Genomic DNA, 15,304 nt, shown 5'->3' on the forward strand with positions numbered 1-15,304 from the left:
CCGGCCGGGCGGGCACGGGCCCTTTGCACCGCCGACTCGGGCTATCCCTGCCGCTCCCGGCCGGACTCCACCAGAGCCTCGGCCAGTTGCTGGACCGTGGTGTACTTCGCCGTACGCGGCAGCCGCTCCACCGGTTCCACCAGGGCGTCCGGGGCATACGACCGGCGCATGGCGCGCGCCAGGTCACGGGGGCCCGCGGGGAACGCGTGACGGCTCAGGTGCCGGGCCAGTTCCGTGCGGACCGAGGCCAGGGACGCGGCGGAACCTCCCGGGGCGATCGGGCCGCCGGCGATCTCGGGGTCGTCGTCGGCGGTGGGCTCGGGGTCGTGCCACTCCTCGGTCCGGGTGGGGTGCCCGGAGCGGAGCAGACCCCGCAGTTCGTGCTTCATCTCCTCGTCGCGATGGACGCTCAGCCGATCGCTGCCTCGCTGCATGAGACTCCCTCCAGATCTTCGGGGTGGGCACCGCGTACCCGATGAGCGGAGGCCGACACGAGGGTTTGCGCAACGAGAGCAGGGAGACCCGGCAGATGCCCCCCACTCCCATCTCCGGGAGGGAACGGCCATGGCACTGATCGCCGTGTTCATCCCGCTCCTCATGCTCGGCGTGGTGCTCGCACTGGGCCGCTACGAGGAGCTGCTGCTGCAAACGAAGAAGACCGACCGGAACGAGAAGTCCCGCATTGCCGGGCCCACCACCTCACCCAGGACGCACGGCTCGCCCTGACGGTCCACCGCACGCCGGCGGGCGCCCCTACCGGTGGCCGTCGGCCCGTCGCAGAACGCCCCGGGGCGGCCGGAGCGAGGGTATGAGAGCCGGTACGCGGGCGCGGTAGGCCGCGTAGGACGCGCCGAACCGGTCCGCCATCATGCCGTCCTCGATCCGGACCCGGCGCAGCAGCCAGGGCACGGTGACGGCGAGGACCAGCACCCAGACCCCGAAGCCGCAGGCCGCCATGGCGCCGGTGACCAGCCCGAGAATCCCGGTGTAGATGGGGTGGCGGGCCATCCGGTACGGGCCGTCGGTGCGCAGTTCATGGTGCTCCCGGACCATCGGGATGCTCGCCCACATGGTGCCCAGGACCCACCGCGCCCACAAAAGCCAGCCGGTGGAGGCCACGGCCAGCACCGCACCCAGGAGCGCGAGTTCGGGCTGCCAGAACTCGAGCCGGTGCCGCCAGGACCCCGGTGTCTGCCGGACCAGCAGTCCCAGCAGCCAGGCGCCGGCGATCAGCGCGAGCCGGCGCGGCAGCGTCCGGCGGAGATCGCGGGCCGCCTCCCGCGCTCCGGAGCCTCTCTTCACACCGAAGTAGACCGCGCCGACGAGCCACGCCGCGACGAACACGGCGACACAGACGGCGACGACCACGGCGAGTACGGAGCGAAGCGAGTCCATGCCTCAAGACTGCTTCTCGGGGCCCACGGAGCACCACCACCCACGGGCTGAACCGCAGCCCACCCGTGGGTAGAGCACCCGCCCCACCCACGGGTGGAGTTCCCGCGGTCAGCGCCCCGTGGTCGGGGCCCCCGGCAGCCCCAGGAGCCCCGGCAGCCCGGCGGCTACTTCTTGTCGTGCCCCGGCAGGAACTCCTGCACCTTCGCCTTCAGCCCCTGCTTGATCATGGAGCCGCGGTCCGCGTCGCCCTTGAGGATGGACGCGGCCGTGGCCTCCATCTGCTCCCAGGTGGCGTGCGGCGGGATCGGCGGGACCGCGGGGTCGGTGAGGAACTCGATCACCGCGGGGCCGTCCGCCTCGAGCCCCGCGCGCCAGCCCGCCTCGACGTCCTCGGGCTTCTCCACCCGCACACCGGTCAGCCCGAGGGAGCGGGCGAACGCGGCGTACTGCACGTCCGGGATCTCCTGCGAGGGCAGGAACGACGGCGCGCCCTCCATGGCCCGCATCTCCCAGGTGACCTGGTTGAGATCGCGATTGTTGAACACGGCGACGATCAACCGCGGGTCCTCCCACGCATGGCGGTACTTGGCCGCCGTGATCATCTCCGCCAGGCCGTTCATCTGCATCGCACCGTCCCCGACCAGCGCGATCGCCGGCCGGTCCGGATGCGCGAACTTCGCGCCGATCGCGTAAGGCACTCCGGGGCCCATCGTCGCCAGCGTGCCGGAGAGCGAGGAGCGCATGCCGGGCCGCATCGTCAGATGCCGGGCGTACCAGTTGGCCGCGGAACCCGAGTCGGAGGTGACGATGGCGTTCTCGGGCAGCAGAGCGTCCAGAGCGTGGGTGACGTACTCCGGGTTGATCGGGTCGGCGGACTGCTGAGCCCGCCGTTCCATCACCTCGCGCCAGCGCGACACGTTGTCGCACACCGTGTCGTACCACTCGGGCCCGCGGGCCGGGTCGATCATCGGGATGAGCCGTTCCAGCGTCGCCTTCGCGTCGCCGACCAGATTCACCTCGTACGGGTAACGCATCCCCACCATGTGCGGGTCGATGTCGATCTGCACCCCGCGCGCCTTGCCGAACTCCGGCATGAACTGCGTGTAGGGGAAGGACGATCCGATGGTCAGCAGGGTGTCGCAGTCCCGCATCAGCTCGTACGACGGACGCGTGCCCAGCAGGCCGATCGAGCCGGTGACGTAGGGGAGTTCGTCACTCAGGACGTCCTTGCCAAGCAGCGCCTTGGCGACGCCGGCCTTCAGCACTTCGGCGATCCGCTCGACCTCGGCACGTGCTCCGGCGGCGCCCTGGCCCACCAGGATCGCCACCTTGTCACCGGAGTTGAGGATCTCCGCGGCGCGCTGCAGCGAGTCCTCCGAGGGAACGGCCGTCCAGGAACTGCGGCCGAGGCTGGAGGGGACCATCTTGAACTCGTGCGTGGGCGGCGAGTAGTCCAGCTCCTGCACGTCACCGGGGACGATGATCGCGGTGGGGGAGCGGCGGGCGTACGCGGTGCGGATGGCGCGGTCGATGACGTTCGGCAACTGCTCGGGGACCGTCACCGTCTCGATGAAGTCCGAGGCGACGTCCTTGAACAGCGTGTGCAGGTCGACCTCCTGCTGGTACGAGCCGCCCATCGCCGTGCGATGGGTCTGGCCGACGATCGCCAGCACCGGCACATGGTCGAGCTTCGCGTCGTAGAGGCCGTTGAGCAGGTGGATCGCTCCCGGTCCGGACGTCGCCACGCACACTCCCAGACGGCCGCTGAACTTCGCGTAGCCGACCGCCTCGAACGCGGACATCTCCTCGTGCCGGGACTGCACGAACCGCGGCTGGTTCTCCGCCCTGCCCCAGGCGGCGAGCAGCCCGTTGATGCCGTCGCCCGGATAGCCGAAGACGTGGTCCACCCCCCACTCGCGCAGGCGCTGCAGAATGTGGTCGGAGACCTTGGTGCTCATGTGCGGACCTCCCGGGCCGTCGGCTGAACGGGCAGCAGTCGTCTGCGGGCCGAGTCACCCGGGGGGCGTGCGGAAAACATCCGTGTGTTTGCCGGGCCCGGCCCGGGGCAGGCGCAGCATCAGTGCTTCGGACAGGAGGCACGTCCGTGGGAGCGGCCCTTCGCGCCGCCCCGGCCGCGCCTGTCCCGACCGCGTGGCCCTCCTCCCACGGTGACCGTCCATCCCCAAGCACCATTTAGGGAGTTGCGACGCACCATGCCCACCCGAGTGAGCGCGAAGCACCACCCGCACGACGACGCCCCCGACACCGCCGAAGCCTTCCGCAAGCTCGCGACGCTGCCCCCGGGCGAGCGGCGCGACGCGGTGCGCGACGAGGTCGTCGAGGCCTGGCTGCCCATGGCCGAACGGCTCGCCGGGCGGTTCCGCAACCGCGGCGAGAGCTACGAGGACCTGCGCCAGGTCGCGGCCCTCGGCCTGGTCAAGGCGGTCGACCGGTACGACCCCGAACGCGGCAACGCCTTCGAGAGCTACGCCGTGCCCACCATCACCGGTGAGATCAAGCGGCACTTCCGCGACCACATGTGGACCCTGCACGTACCGCGCCGGGTCCAGGACCTGCGCAACCGCGTCCGGTTCGCCACGCAGGACCTCACCCAGACCGTCTCCGGCCGCAGGCCCACGGTCGCCGAGATCGCCGAGCACGCCGACATGAGCGAGGAGGACGTGCTGGTCGGCCTGGAGGCCCTGGAGAGCTTCACCGCGCTCTCCCTCGACGCCGAACTGCCCGGCAGCGAGGACGGCTACTCCCTCAGTGACTCCCTCGGCTCGCCCGACCCCGCCCTCGACAGGCTCGTGGACCGCGAGGCCGTCGCGCCCCGGCTGGCGGCGCTGCCCGAACGGGAGCGGGCCATCCTGTACATGCGGTTCTTCGGCGACATGACCCAGAGCCGGATCGCCGAGCAGCTGGGCATCTCGCAGATGCACGTGTCCCGGCTGATCAGCCGCTGCTGCAGCCGCGTACGCGAACAGGTGCTGAACGGCACGGCGTAACCCCGCGACGCGCTTCCGCGCCACCGGGCCGCCCGGAGGACACCCCCTCCGGGCGGCCTTTTCGGCGTACGGCGCGGCCTTCGCGTCGCGAAAGTCGTGTCACCCGCTCGGCCCAGTGTGTGACGCGAATGGTGCTCGGCCGCGCGCGGGGCGGCGGTGGGAGGGCTGTGATGGGGGCGAGGCACGCCCTGCGTGACCCGTCCGCAGACGCCACTCGAAGGAGCCCACCCCATGCGCCGCACCGCCCGAGTCCTGTCCGCCGCGGCCCTGGCCGGTGCCGCGGTCGGCCTCCCCGCGACGGCCGCCTTCGCGGACCCGGCCTCGGAGGTCAGCCCCGGCACCGCGTCGCCCGGCGGCACCGTCACCGTCTCGGTCTCCTGCGAATCCACCGGCGGCGAGGCGCCCCCCACCATCGAGGCCACCTCGCAGGCCTTCGACGAGGGCACCGTCCAGCTGCAACGCGTCGTCGGCAACGACGAGCGGGCCGCCGGGGTCACCTACCGCGGCACCGCCCGCATCGCCTCCGCGACCGAACTGGAGGACGGCGGCCCGGCCGCGGTGGGTCCGGATACGGCGATCCCGGATGCGGCCGCGCCGGAGAACACCTTGGTTCCTGATGCGGCGGCCCCGGATGCGGTGGGTCCGGATGCGGTGGGCCCGGATTCGGTCACTCCGGACGCGGCGGACCCGGATGCCGTCGGCCCGGACAAGGTGCCCACGGATGCTGCGGCCCCGGACGACGCACCCCCTGATGCGGCGGCCCCGGACGTGGTGGGCTCCGACTCGAGGCCCCCGGGCTCGGTCGGTCCCGGCTCGGTGTCCCCGGGTGGGGTGACCGCGGACTCGGCCTGGACCGTCAACGGCACCTGCCCGGCCGCGCCCGGCGGTCACGGGGCCGCGTGGAGTGCCACGTTCAAGGTCGATCTCGGCGCCCACGCCAGCCGGAAGTGCGGTGAGCAACAGCGCACCGACGGCTGCGGTACGGCGCCGGTCCAGCGGGGCGTCCGGGCCGGCGAGGGCGGCACGTTCACCGACTCCGTACCCGCGCTGGTCGCGGGCGGCGTCCTGATCGCGGGCGCGCTGGGCGCCGCCGCCCACCGGCTGCGCCACCGTGACTCCACGGGCGGCCGCTGACCGGAAGATCGCCGGGTGTGACCCGTACAACCCGGGGGACCCCCATGAGGCGACGGCTCACGGGGTACTCAGAGCCCAGGGACCCGGCCCGCACCGTACGGACGGGGGAGCGGCGGGGGCCCGGCGCAGCAAGGTGCCACAACGGAGGTAGGGATGCCGCGGACGGACCCGGAAGGCCACGGCCCCGTCCGTTTCGGGCCGCCGCTCCCCGAGGACGGCCTGCCCGTACTGCCCGAACTGACGGCCGTCCTGGCCGCGGCGGCCGCCCGTGCCGACGCGGAACCGGTCGGCGGCGGGCCCGCCCTGCGGCAGGCCGCCTGCGACTACTGGGAACGGCGCGGTCTCGCCACCGGACCCGAGCGGGTCGCCGCCGGCCCCGGCGCCCCCGCGCTGCTGCTCGCCCTGACCGCCGCGCTCGGCGGTGACGTCCTGGTGCCCCGGCCGTGCGCGGCCTGGTGGGCGCCGTACGCGCGCCTGTTGGGAAGACCCGTCTTCCACGTCGCGACACCGGCCGAGTGCGGCGGCGTCCCGGACCCGTACGCCCTCCTGGAGACCGTGCGGCGGGTGCGCGCCGAGGGCGGTGACCCGCGCCTGCTCGTACTGTCCGTCGCCGACGACCCCACCGCCACCGTGGCCCCGCCCGAGGCCATGCACGCGTGCGTGGAGGCCGCCGCGGGCGAGGGCCTGCACCTGGTCAGCGACGAGACCTGGCGCGACACCCTGCACGCCCCGCACGACACCGTGCAGGTCAGCCCCGCAGAGATGCTTCCCGACCGGGTCACCGTCGTCACCGACCTGGCCGGCGCGCTGCTGCCGCCGGGCTGGCCGGCCGCGGTGGCCCGTTTCCCGGCGGGGGAGACCGGAAACGGTCTCCACGCGCGCGTGCTGGACATCCTCACCGCCCTCGGGGCCCGGATCGCGGGCCCCGTCGCCGCTCCCGCCGCCTACGCGCTCGGCGAGCCCCTTCCGGTCACCGCGCGCGTGGCCACCGCCGTACGCCTGCACGCGCGCGTGGCCGAGGCCCTGCACGGTGTGCTCGTGCGCGCCAGCGCCTTCTCCCGGCCCCCGCAGGCCGGCCGCCACGTCTACGCCGACCTGGCCCCGCTGCGCTCGGCCCTCACCGCCCACGGGGTCGGCGACGCCCAGGAACTGGAGGACTTCCTCGCCGTCCGGCTCGGTATGCCCGCGCCCGGCGGCCACCGCTTCGGGGACGAACTGGGCGCGCTGCGCGTCCGGTTGTCCACCGGCCCGCTGCTGGGCCGTACGGACGACGAGCGCGCGGAATGTCTCACGGCCCCCGCGCCGTTGGAACTGCCACACGTGCAACGCGCGTTGAGTCATGTGAAGTCGGTCTTCGACGATCTCCGCGACGACGCTCAGCGATGGGAGCCTCCTCGATGACGCAGCAGTCCGAGTCGACCACCACCCGGGAAGCGGACGATCCGGCACCGGCGCCGGGGTTCGCGCCCCCCTTCCCGCCGCTCGCCGAGCCCCGCCCGCTGGGCGAACGCCGGGTGTGGCCGCGAACCTTCCACAACCGCCTGACCGCCCCTCTGCCCGGCCTGAAGGCCATGGCCCGCTTCGCCCGCGAAGGCTCCGTGCGCCCCGGCCGCGAGGGCCTCGCCGACATCCCCAGGCTCCCCTTCGCCCCCGCCCCCCTGCCCCGCGTCGACGCCGGCACACTGGCCGTCTCCTGGGCGGGCCACGCCAGTTGGGTGGTGCAGATCGGCGGACTGACCGTCCTCACCGACCCCGTCTGGTCCCGCCGCATCCTCGGCACCCCGGCACGCATCACGCCGGTCGGCATCCCCTGGGAGACCCTGCCGCGTGTCGACGCGGTCGTCATCAGCCACAACCACTACGACCATCTCGACGCCCCCACCCTGCGCCGACTGCCGCGCGACACCCCGGTGTTCGTGCCCGCCGGCCTCGGCCGCTGGTTCTACCGCCGGCGCTTCACCGAGGTCACGGAGCTGGACTGGTGGGAGGCGGCCGAACTCGGCGGGGTCCGCTTCGACTTCGTCCCGGCACACCACTGGTCCAAGCGCACCCTCATCGACACCTGCCACTCACTGTGGGGCGGCTGGGTCCTGACCGCCCCCGACGGGCAGCGCGTCCACTTCGCGGGCGACACCGGCTACGGCCACTGGTTCTCCCGCATCGGCGAGCGCTACCCCGGCATCGACCTCGCCCTGCTGCCCATCGGCGCCTACGACCCCCGCTGGTGGCTCAGCGACGTCCACTGCAACCCGGAGGAGGCGGTCAGAGCGGCCCAGGACCTCGGGGCACGGCGCATGGCGCCGATGCACTGGGGCACGTTCGTGCTGTCGGCGGAGCCGGTCCTGGAACCGCTCACCCGCGTGCGCGCGGCCTGGGAGAAGGCGGGACTGGACCGCGCCGACCTGTGGGACCTGCCGGTCGGGGCGTCCCGGGTGCTGGAGTAGCCACCCAAGCCGCCAGCCCGCCCAGGCCGTCAGCTGCGCAGGCCGTCAGCTGCGCAGGTCGTCAGCCGCCCAAGCGGCCAGCCACGCAAGCCGCCCAAGCCGTCAGCCGCGCAGGCCGTCAGCCACCCAAGCCGCCAGCTGCCCGGCCGTCAGCCGCGTAAGTCGTCAGCAGCGTAAGCCGATCAAGCCGTCAGCCGCCCAAGCCGCCAGCCACGCAAGCCGATCAAGCCGCCAGCCGGCCAGGCCGCCAGCCGCCCAAGCCGCCAGCCGCCCAAGCCGCCAGCCGCCCATACCGCCTAAGCCGTCGTCGTCCGGCGGATGCGGCGCCAGATGCCGGGGGTCGCACCGACGAGCACGGTCAGTGCGACCGCCGCGACCACACCCTCCCAGGGCTCCTCGAACAGCGACCCGCCCAGAATCCCGATCACCTGGTAGGTGGCCGCCCACGCGAGGCACGCCGGCAGGTTGCCCCGCGAGAAGCGCCGCAGCGGCCACTTCGCCATCAGACAGGCCAGCATCACCGGGATCCGGCCGGCCGGCACCAGTCGCGACAGCACCAGCACCGAGATGTTGTGCTCGGCCAGCTTGCGCTGCGCCTGCGCCAGCCGCTCCTCCGGCGCCCGCGACCTGATCGCCTCCAGCCAGCGGGATCCGTTCTTCGACTTCATCCCGCGCCGCCCGAGCCAATACAGGGCCGCGTCCCCGAGGAACGCGGCCAGCGACGCCGTCACGAACACCATCGCCAGCGCGAACGGCGCCGTCTGGTGGAACGCCACCACCGCGGCCGAACTCACCAGCGCGCCCGTCGGGATCACCGGCACCAGCGCCCCGAACAGCACGAGCAGGAACAGGGACGGATAACCGAGCGCCTGCTGGGTCGACTCGGGCGGCACGGTCGAGGTCACGGTGGCGGCGAGCCACATCACCGGGCGGCCTCCAGTCGCACGCTCTCCCCGTGCCCGAGCCGGTGCACCGCCACCTGCGGCGCGTGGTCGGCCGCCAGGCGCACGAACTCGTCGCCGGGCGCATGGAACTCATGGGGGCGCACGGCGTCCATCCCGATCGGCCAGTACGTGCCGTAGTGCACCGGAACGGCGCTGCGGGGCGCAAGCCGGGCCAGCGCCTGCGCGGCCCGCCCCGCGTCCAGATGGCCGTCGCCGAGATACGGCCCCCAGCCGCCCACCGGCAGCAGGGCCACGTCGACCGGCCCCACCTCCCGCGCCATCGCGTCGAACAGGCCGGTGTCCCCGGCGAAGTAGGTCCGCGCCTGCCCCTCGACGACGTACCCGAGGGCGGGGGAGCGGTGCGGTCCGACCGGCAGCCGGCGCCCGTCGTGGAGGGCGGGCACGACCCGTACGGCGAGGTCCCCGAAGGTCAGCCGGTCACCGGGCGCCACCTCGGTCAGCCGGAGGTGCGTGAGCCGGCGCAGCCCCGGTACCGCCCGGGGTGCGCCCCGGGGCACCAGCAGGCGCGTGCCCTCGGCGAGCCGCTCCAGCGAGGGCACGTGCAGATGGTCGGCGTGCAGGTGGGAGACGAGCGCCACGTCCGCGCGCCAGGCGCCGGGCGGTGGCAGCGCGCCTCTGCGGCGCCGGAGATGGGCGAGGCGGCGGGCGAACAAGGGGTCGGTGAGCACCCGTACGTCCGAGTCCTCGACCGTACAGGTCGCGTGACCCCACCAGGTGATCTCCACCGGCACCTCTTTGCCTCCTTCGCGCGACTCCCCGAAGCCTACGGGCTGGAGTAGGGTCGGCGGCGAAACCCGGAGGTGAGGGGGACGCCATGGGACCGATGCGCGTGCGCGTCACGGCGATCGCGAGTCTGACGCCGCTCGAGGAGCTGGACGCCGATCCCTTCCTGGTGGACTCCCGCAGTCAGCACGCGATGTGCGCGCGCTGGGCGGCCGAGCGCGGCTACATCGTCAGCCGCGAACTCCTGATACGGGGGCTGCGGGCCGACCACTGCGTGCTGTGGGACGGCGTCCGCCCCGGACTCGACCTGTTCGTCGCGCCGAGCCGGCGGGTGCTGGAGAGCGCGCTGTCTTCCGTGGAGGAGTTCACCGCGGAGTGCGCGCGACGCGGCGTGCGGGTGGAGACGGTGGGCTTCGAGGAGCCCTGCTACGACGCCCAGATGAAGGCACGCGTGCACCGCAGGCTGTCGATGCCGACGGCCGGCTACGACGGGCGCTGAAGCCGCCCCCACGGAACGCCCCGGCCCCGCCGGACCTCGTGTGACAGGCTTGGTCCAGGCCCGCATCGACGACGGGCGGGACGTGAGGTGTGCGGGAGTGCGTGGCGGGCGTTGGCGAGGGATCGCCAGTCAGATGGGCCGGAGTGTCACGGTGTGGGCCGTCTCGACGGTCACCATGCTCGTGCTCGCCGGGATCCTGCCGGACTTCCGCCTGCAGTCCCCGGACGGCGAGAGCGCCACCCATATCGCCGTGACCGCCGCGGTCGGCGCCGGCGCCTTCGGTGTGCTGTCGGCCCTGGTCTGGCCGCTGCTGGTGCGGCTGCTGCTGCTCGTGCCCGCGCTCGTGCTGGGGCTGCTCGTCTTCGTCCTCAACGGCTCCCTGCTGCTGGTCGCCCTGCGGCTCAACCCCGCCAGCAGCGCCGAGGCGGCCCCCGAGACCGCCGTGGTGGTGGCCGCCGTGATGTCCGCCGTCGCCTCCGCCACCGGCGGTGCCCTCGCCGTCCGCGACGACGACGCCTACCGGCGGCGGCTCTACCGGCTCGCCGACCGCCGCCGCAGACGCCTGCCGCCCGGCCCGGCCTCCCCCGGAACCGTCTTCGTACAGCTCGACGGCGTCGGCCACGACGTCCTGGTGGACGCGGTCGACAGGGGCATCATGCCCACCGTCGCGCGGTGGCTGGGGTCCTCGCACCGGCTCACCCCCTGGCGCACCGACTGGTCCAGCCAGACCGGCGCCAGCCAGCTCGGCATCCTGCACGGCACCAACCACGACGTCCCCGCTTTCCGCTGGTACGACAAGGACAGCGGCGAGGTCATGGTCTGCAACCGCCCGACCAGCGCCGCGGAACTCCAGCGCCGCGCCGTGGAGTTCACCGGCGACGGCGGGCTGCTGACCCTCGACGGGGCCAGCCGCGGCAACCTCTTCGGCGGCGGCGCCGACGAGCAGGCCCTGGTGCTGTCCATCGCCACCCGCAGGCGCGGCCGGGAGAACCGCTCCCGGGCCGGCTACTTCGCCTACTTCTCCGACCCCGCCAACGCCGTGCGCACCGCCCTGTCCTTCGTCGCCGAGGTCGGCCGCGAGATCGGCCAGTCCACCCGGGCCCGCATCCGCAAGCAGCGCCCGCGGGTGTCGCGCGGCGGCCTCTACCCGCTCGTCCGCGCCTTCGCGACCGTCGTCGAACGGGACGTCGTGGTCGCCGCGGTGATGGGCGACATGCTCGCCGGCCGCACCGCCGTCTACGCCGACCTGGTCGCCTACGACGAGGTCGCCCACCACTCGGGCCCGACGAGCCGCGACGCCGGCAAGGTCCTCGAACGCCTCGACCGCGCGCTCGCGCTCATCGCGCACGTCGCCGAGCACGCCCCGCGGCCGTACCGGATCGTCGTGCTCTCGGACCACGGGCAGAGCCCCGGCGAGACCTTCCGCTCCCGGTACGGCCTCAGTCTCGGCGACCTGGTGCGGGCCGGCTGCGGGCTGCCCGTGCCGCGCCGGGCGCGGCGCACCCACAGCGGCGCCGAGGCCCGGGCCGCCGTGCGCGCGGCACTGCGCAGGCCCGTGGAGGGCGGCGAGCGGTACCACCCCTCGGGCCGCCGTGCCGAGCCGCTGGTGCTGGCCTCCGGCAACCTCGGCCTGGTCTCCTTCCCGGACGTGCCGCACCGGATGAGCAAGGAGGAGATCGACGCCCGGCACCCGGCCCTGCTGACGACCCTCGCCAACCATCCCGGCATCGGCTTCCTCCTCGTCCGCAGCGAGCGGCACGGCGGGGTCGTGCTCGGCGCGTACGGCGCCGAGATCCCGTTGGACGAACTCGACGACAAGACGGGCCCGTTGGCGGCCTTCGGGCCGGGCGCGGCCGACACGGTGCGGCGCACGCACTCCTTCCCGCACACCGCCGACATCATGGTCAACTCCTTCCACGACCCGGCCGACGGGGAGGTGTTGGCCTTCGAGGAGCAGATCGGCTCGCACGGCGGACTCGGCGGCGCGCAGGGCAGGCCCTTCCTGCTGTCGCCGGTCGCCCTCACGGCACCGGTCGACGACGGGTGCGAACTCGTCGGCGCCGAGCGGGTGCACCGCGTCCTGCGGCGCTGGCTGCGGGAGGCCGACGGCCCCCAGGTGCCGCTGCTCGAGGAAGGGGAGCAGGCGGCCTAGGCGCCCGAAAATGGGCTGCGCCGGTTCCGGCACCGGCACACACTGTTCGAGTCGTCGTGCACCCGAACGCGAAGGAACCCCTTGCAGGCCGCTGTCACCGTCACTCCCGCCCGTATCCCCGAACTGCTGCTGGGCCTGGCCACCGTCCGGCCCGTGTTCCTCTGGGGCGCGCCCGGCATCGGGAAGTCCTCGCTGGTGCGGGAGTTCGCCGAGTCGCTGGGCCTGGAGTGCGTGAGCCTGCTCGGCACCCAGCTGGCGCCGGAGGACCTGATCGGCGTGCCGCAGATCCGGGACGGGCGGTCGGTGTTCTGCCCGCCGGAGGCGATCGCCCGCGACGAGCCGTACTGCCTGTTCCTGGACGAGCTCAACGCGGCCTCCCCGGACGTGCAGAAGGCGTTCTACTCCCTCATCCTCGACCGCCGGATCGGCGACTACGAACTGCCCAAGGGCTCCATCGTCATCGGCGCCGGCAACCGCGCCACGGACAACGCCCTCGCCCGCCCGATCGCCTCCGCCCTGGTCAACCGCCTCACCCACGTCCACCTGGAGGCTTCCGCGAAGGACTGGCTGGCCTGGGCCGCGGGCCACGGCATCCACCCCTGGATCCTCGACCACCTCACCGACCGGCCCGACCACCTGTGGTCCAAGCCGCCGAAGACCGAGGAGCCGTTCTCCACGCCCCGCTCCTGGCACATGCTCTCCGACGCGCTGCACTCGTTCGGCCGCGACCTCGACGAGGACACCCTCAAGGTTCTCGCGCACGGCACCCTGACGCCCGCGCACGCCACCGCCTTCTGCGGCTACGTCAAGATCGTGCGCAGCCGGTTCGGCATCGAGGCGATCATCAAGGGCGACGCCCCCTGGCCGAACCGCGTCGAGGAACGCGACCTGCTCTACTACCTCGCCGAGTCCTTCCGCGGCCGCCTGGTCAAGGAACTCCCGGTCAGCAAGGAGCACATGTCGGCGAACGGCCGGCAGACCGCGTACCGCGCCAAGTCGCTTCTGGTGCAGCTCGCGGAGATCTCCGTCGAGGTCGCCCAGACCGTCATCGCCTCCGACGAGGACGGCAACCCCGTACTGCCGTCGTGGTTCCTCATCGAGGCGGCCCGGGACATGCCGCGGCTGGTGGAGGCGCGGCGGTGAGCCGCACCAAGGGCAAGGGGCAGAAGAAGAAACGGGACGTCGCGGCCGAGGCGTTCGCCGAGGGGATGCGCCTGCTGAAGGCCAACCCGGCCCTCGCCGCCGTCGAGTTCGACGTGTGCCGGCACGAGGAGTGCCGACTCGCCCCGCGCGACGGGCTCGTGGTAGTCGACTCCGACGCGGACCTGCATGTCCACCCCAACCGCCTCGCCGAACCCGCCACCTGGGCCTGGGCGCTCGCGCACGCCGTCCTCCACCTCGGCTTCGGGCACGTCCCGGCGGCGAAGGGCGAGCGTGTCCAGCCGGACCGTTTCGACCTCGCCGCGCGCTGCGTCGTCGTCAACCGCTTCCTGCTGAACTTCACCGTCGGCGAGACCCCCGAAGCGCTCCCCGCCTCCTATCCCGACGGCGACGAGGAGCGGCTCGCGGCACGCTGGCGCCGCGACGGCATCCCGCCCGCCTACGAGCGCTGCGGCACGGCCGGCGACGAGCCCGACCAACTGCTCCTGAGATGGAACGGCTGGTACGGCGGCCCGCCTGACCACCAGCTGGCTTTCGCCGCCGCCCTGACCCGGACCGTGTCGGCGGCGATGGACATGGCGGGCGGCCGCCGCGACTCCCTCGACGGCGAGGTGGCCCCGCGGCGTCCCTGGCAGAAGGCGCTGAGCTGGTTCGTCTCCTCCTACCCGCTGCTCGGCGGTATCGCGGCCGGCATCACCCTGGTCGCCGACGCCGAACTCGCCCGCGCCCACGGCATCTCCGTGGCCGCCGTGAACCCGGAGGCCGGCGAGATCTACGTCAACCCGCTGCGTCAACTCGAGGACGAGGAGTGGCGGTTCGTCCTCGCCCACGAGATGCTGCACGCCGCCCTGCGCCACGGCGACCGCTGCGGCACCCGCGACCCCTACCTCTTCAACATCGCCTGCGACTACGTCATCAACGGCTGGCTGATCGAGATGCAGGTCGGCACCATGCCCGAGGGCCTGCTCCACGACCCCGCGCTCGCCGGCCTGTCCGCCGAGGAGGTCTACGACCGCATCGCCGGCGACCTGCGCCGCATGCGGCGCCTGGCCACCCTGCGCGGCAAGGGCGTCGGCGACGTGCTCGGCGCCCCGCTCGGCCCGCCCGGCACCCACGTCGACCTCGACGAGTTCTACCGCCGGGGCCTCGGCCAGGGCCTGGACCTCCACCAGCGGCAGGAACGCGGCTACCTGCCGGGCGGCCTGGTCGAGGAGATCCGGGCGCTCAGCCAGCCGCCCCTGCCCTGGGACGCGCGACTCGCCCGCTGGTTCGACGAGTTCGTGCCCAGCCCGCAGCCCGTCCGGACGTACGCGCGTCCCTCCCGCCGCCAGTCCTCCACCCCGGACATCCCGCGCGCGGGCCACTACTTCCCGCCCGAGGAGATCGCCCGCTGCACCTTCGGCGTCGTCCTCGACACCTCCGGCTCCATGAACCACACGCTGCTGGGCAAGGCACTGGGCGCGATCGCCTCCTACGCCGAGGCCCGCGACGTGCCCGCCGCCCGCGTCGTCTTCTGCGACGCCGCCCCGCAGGACGCGGGCTATCTGCCGGTGACCGAGATCGCGGGCCGGGTCCGTGTGCACGGCCGCGGCGGTACGGTCCTGCAGCCCGGGATCGACCTGCTGCACCGGGCGGACGACTTCCCGCCGGGCGCGCCCGTCCTCGTGATCACCGACGGCTGGTGCGACGTGCTGCGGGTCCGCCGCGAGCACGCCTACCTGATTCCGCAGGGGGCACGGCTGCCGTTCACCCCCCGCGGGCCGGTCTTCCGGGTGCGCTGAGCCGGAATGTGATCGGATGGGAGCGCAAGCAACAGCAGGAAT

Annotated in this window: 13 protein-coding genes and 1 pseudogene; 9 read left to right on the forward strand and 5 right to left on the reverse strand. The window is 73.5% G+C overall.

Annotated elements, in window-relative coordinates; genetic code table 11:
- Nucleotides 1-41: 41 nt before the first annotated feature.
- Entirely contained in the window at nt 42-434 is a 393-nt protein-coding gene (locus tag FBY22_RS09210; protein ID WP_142143987.1) for a DUF2795 domain-containing protein, read from the reverse strand.
- A 130-nt stretch (nt 435-564) separates the two neighbouring features.
- On the opposite strand from FBY22_RS09210, the gene FBY22_RS44115 reads away from it, so the two are divergent.
- Nucleotides 565-726, forward strand: a complete 162-nt coding sequence (locus tag FBY22_RS44115; protein ID WP_174267114.1) for a hypothetical protein — start codon at nt 565-567, stop codon at nt 724-726.
- A gap of 27 nt (nt 727-753) precedes the next feature.
- Here the strand turns inward: FBY22_RS44115 and FBY22_RS09215 are convergent, their stop codons facing one another.
- Together FBY22_RS09215 and FBY22_RS09220 are read right to left on the reverse strand one after the other, a co-directional pair.
- Nucleotides 754-1,395, reverse strand: a complete 642-nt coding sequence (locus FBY22_RS09215; RefSeq protein ID WP_142143989.1) for an isoprenylcysteine carboxylmethyltransferase family protein — start codon at nt 1,393-1,395, stop codon at nt 754-756.
- A gap of 164 nt (nt 1,396-1,559) precedes the next feature.
- Complete coding sequence (locus FBY22_RS09220; protein ID WP_142143991.1) at nt 1,560-3,353, reverse strand: thiamine pyrophosphate-requiring protein; 1,794 nt, start codon at nt 3,351-3,353, stop codon at nt 1,560-1,562.
- A gap of 255 nt (nt 3,354-3,608) precedes the next feature.
- Between FBY22_RS09220 and FBY22_RS09225 the strand changes: the two genes are divergently transcribed.
- From FBY22_RS09225 to FBY22_RS09240, 4 genes and pseudogenes are all read left to right on the forward strand, one after another.
- The gene (locus tag FBY22_RS09225; protein WP_142143993.1) at nt 3,609-4,403 is read left to right on the forward strand and encodes an RNA polymerase sigma factor SigF; all 795 of its coding nucleotides are present in this window, start codon (nt 3,609-3,611) and stop codon (nt 4,401-4,403) included.
- Between the two features lie 837 nt (nt 4,404-5,240).
- Nucleotides 5,241-5,537 (forward strand): annotated as a pseudogene (locus FBY22_RS45890) (hypothetical protein); the annotation flags it as partial.
- 153 nt (nt 5,538-5,690) lie between these two features.
- The gene (locus FBY22_RS09235; protein ID WP_142143997.1) at nt 5,691-6,938 is read left to right on the forward strand and encodes an aminotransferase class I/II-fold pyridoxal phosphate-dependent enzyme; all 1,248 of its coding nucleotides are present in this window, start codon (nt 5,691-5,693) and stop codon (nt 6,936-6,938) included.
- Nucleotides 6,935-7,981 carry an MBL fold metallo-hydrolase gene (locus FBY22_RS09240; RefSeq protein ID WP_142143999.1) on the forward strand — a complete coding sequence of 349 codons (1,047 nt, stop codon included), beginning with the start codon at nt 6,935-6,937 and terminating at the stop codon, nt 7,979-7,981. Before FBY22_RS09235 ends, FBY22_RS09240 begins: the two co-directional genes overlap by 4 nt.
- A 296-nt stretch (nt 7,982-8,277) precedes the next feature.
- On the opposite strand, the gene FBY22_RS09245 is transcribed toward FBY22_RS09240, so the two are convergent.
- Nucleotides 8,278-8,907, reverse strand: coding sequence for a DedA family protein (locus tag FBY22_RS09245; RefSeq protein ID WP_399210793.1), 630 nt, complete (start codon nt 8,905-8,907; stop codon nt 8,278-8,280).
- Nucleotides 8,904-9,677: an MBL fold metallo-hydrolase gene (locus tag FBY22_RS09250; protein ID WP_142144001.1), complete on the reverse strand. Its 774-nt coding sequence runs from the start codon at nt 9,675-9,677 to the stop codon at nt 8,904-8,906. Before FBY22_RS09250 ends, FBY22_RS09245 begins: the two co-directional genes overlap by 4 nt.
- A gap of 83 nt (nt 9,678-9,760) precedes the next feature.
- On the opposite strand from FBY22_RS09250, the gene FBY22_RS09255 reads away from it, so the two are divergent.
- The 4 genes from FBY22_RS09255 (at nt 9,761) to FBY22_RS09270 (ending at nt 15,262) form a co-directional block, all read left to right on the forward strand.
- Complete coding sequence (locus tag FBY22_RS09255; RefSeq protein WP_142144003.1) at nt 9,761-10,168, forward strand: hypothetical protein; 408 nt, start codon at nt 9,761-9,763, stop codon at nt 10,166-10,168.
- Between the two features lie 133 nt (nt 10,169-10,301).
- Nucleotides 10,302-12,320, forward strand: a complete 2,019-nt coding sequence (locus tag FBY22_RS09260; protein WP_142144005.1) for a phage holin family protein — start codon at nt 10,302-10,304, stop codon at nt 12,318-12,320.
- 81 nt (nt 12,321-12,401) lie between these two features.
- Nucleotides 12,402-13,463, forward strand: coding sequence for an ATP-binding protein (locus FBY22_RS09265; protein WP_142144007.1), 1,062 nt, complete (start codon nt 12,402-12,404; stop codon nt 13,461-13,463).
- Nucleotides 13,464-13,528: 65 nt separating this feature from the next.
- Complete coding sequence (locus FBY22_RS09270; RefSeq protein ID WP_399211442.1) at nt 13,529-15,262, forward strand: DUF2201 family putative metallopeptidase; 1,734 nt, start codon at nt 13,529-13,531, stop codon at nt 15,260-15,262.
- Nucleotides 15,263-15,304 lie beyond the last annotated feature (42 nt).

It is taken from the genome of Streptomyces sp. SLBN-31 (assembly GCF_006715395.1).
Lineage (GTDB): Bacteria > Actinomycetota > Actinomycetes > Streptomycetales > Streptomycetaceae > Streptomyces.

What these genes read in the sequence shown, in the direction of transcription:
- FBY22_RS09210 (WP_142143987.1), bottom strand. Translation starts at nt 434, where the DNA reads ATGCAGCGAGGCAGCGATCGGCTGAGCGTCCATCGCGACGAGGAGATG.
- FBY22_RS44115 (WP_174267114.1), top strand. Translation starts at nt 565, where the DNA reads ATGGCACTGATCGCCGTGTTCATCCCGCTCCTCATGCTCGGCGTGGTG.
- FBY22_RS09215 (WP_142143989.1), bottom strand. Translation starts at nt 1,395, where the DNA reads ATGGACTCGCTTCGCTCCGTACTCGCCGTGGTCGTCGCCGTCTGTGTC.
- FBY22_RS09220 (WP_142143991.1), bottom strand. Translation starts at nt 3,353, where the DNA reads ATGAGCACCAAGGTCTCCGACCACATTCTGCAGCGCCTGCGCGAGTGG.
- FBY22_RS09225 (WP_142143993.1), top strand. Translation starts at nt 3,609, where the DNA reads ATGCCCACCCGAGTGAGCGCGAAGCACCACCCGCACGACGACGCCCCC.
- FBY22_RS09235 (WP_142143997.1), top strand. Translation starts at nt 5,691, where the DNA reads ATGCCGCGGACGGACCCGGAAGGCCACGGCCCCGTCCGTTTCGGGCCG.
- FBY22_RS09240 (WP_142143999.1), top strand. Translation starts at nt 6,935, where the DNA reads ATGACGCAGCAGTCCGAGTCGACCACCACCCGGGAAGCGGACGATCCG.
- FBY22_RS09255 (WP_142144003.1), top strand. Translation starts at nt 9,761, where the DNA reads ATGGGACCGATGCGCGTGCGCGTCACGGCGATCGCGAGTCTGACGCCG.
- FBY22_RS09260 (WP_142144005.1), top strand. Translation starts at nt 10,302, where the DNA reads ATGGGCCGGAGTGTCACGGTGTGGGCCGTCTCGACGGTCACCATGCTC.
- FBY22_RS09270 (WP_399211442.1), top strand. Translation starts at nt 13,529, where the DNA reads ATGCGCCTGCTGAAGGCCAACCCGGCCCTCGCCGCCGTCGAGTTCGAC.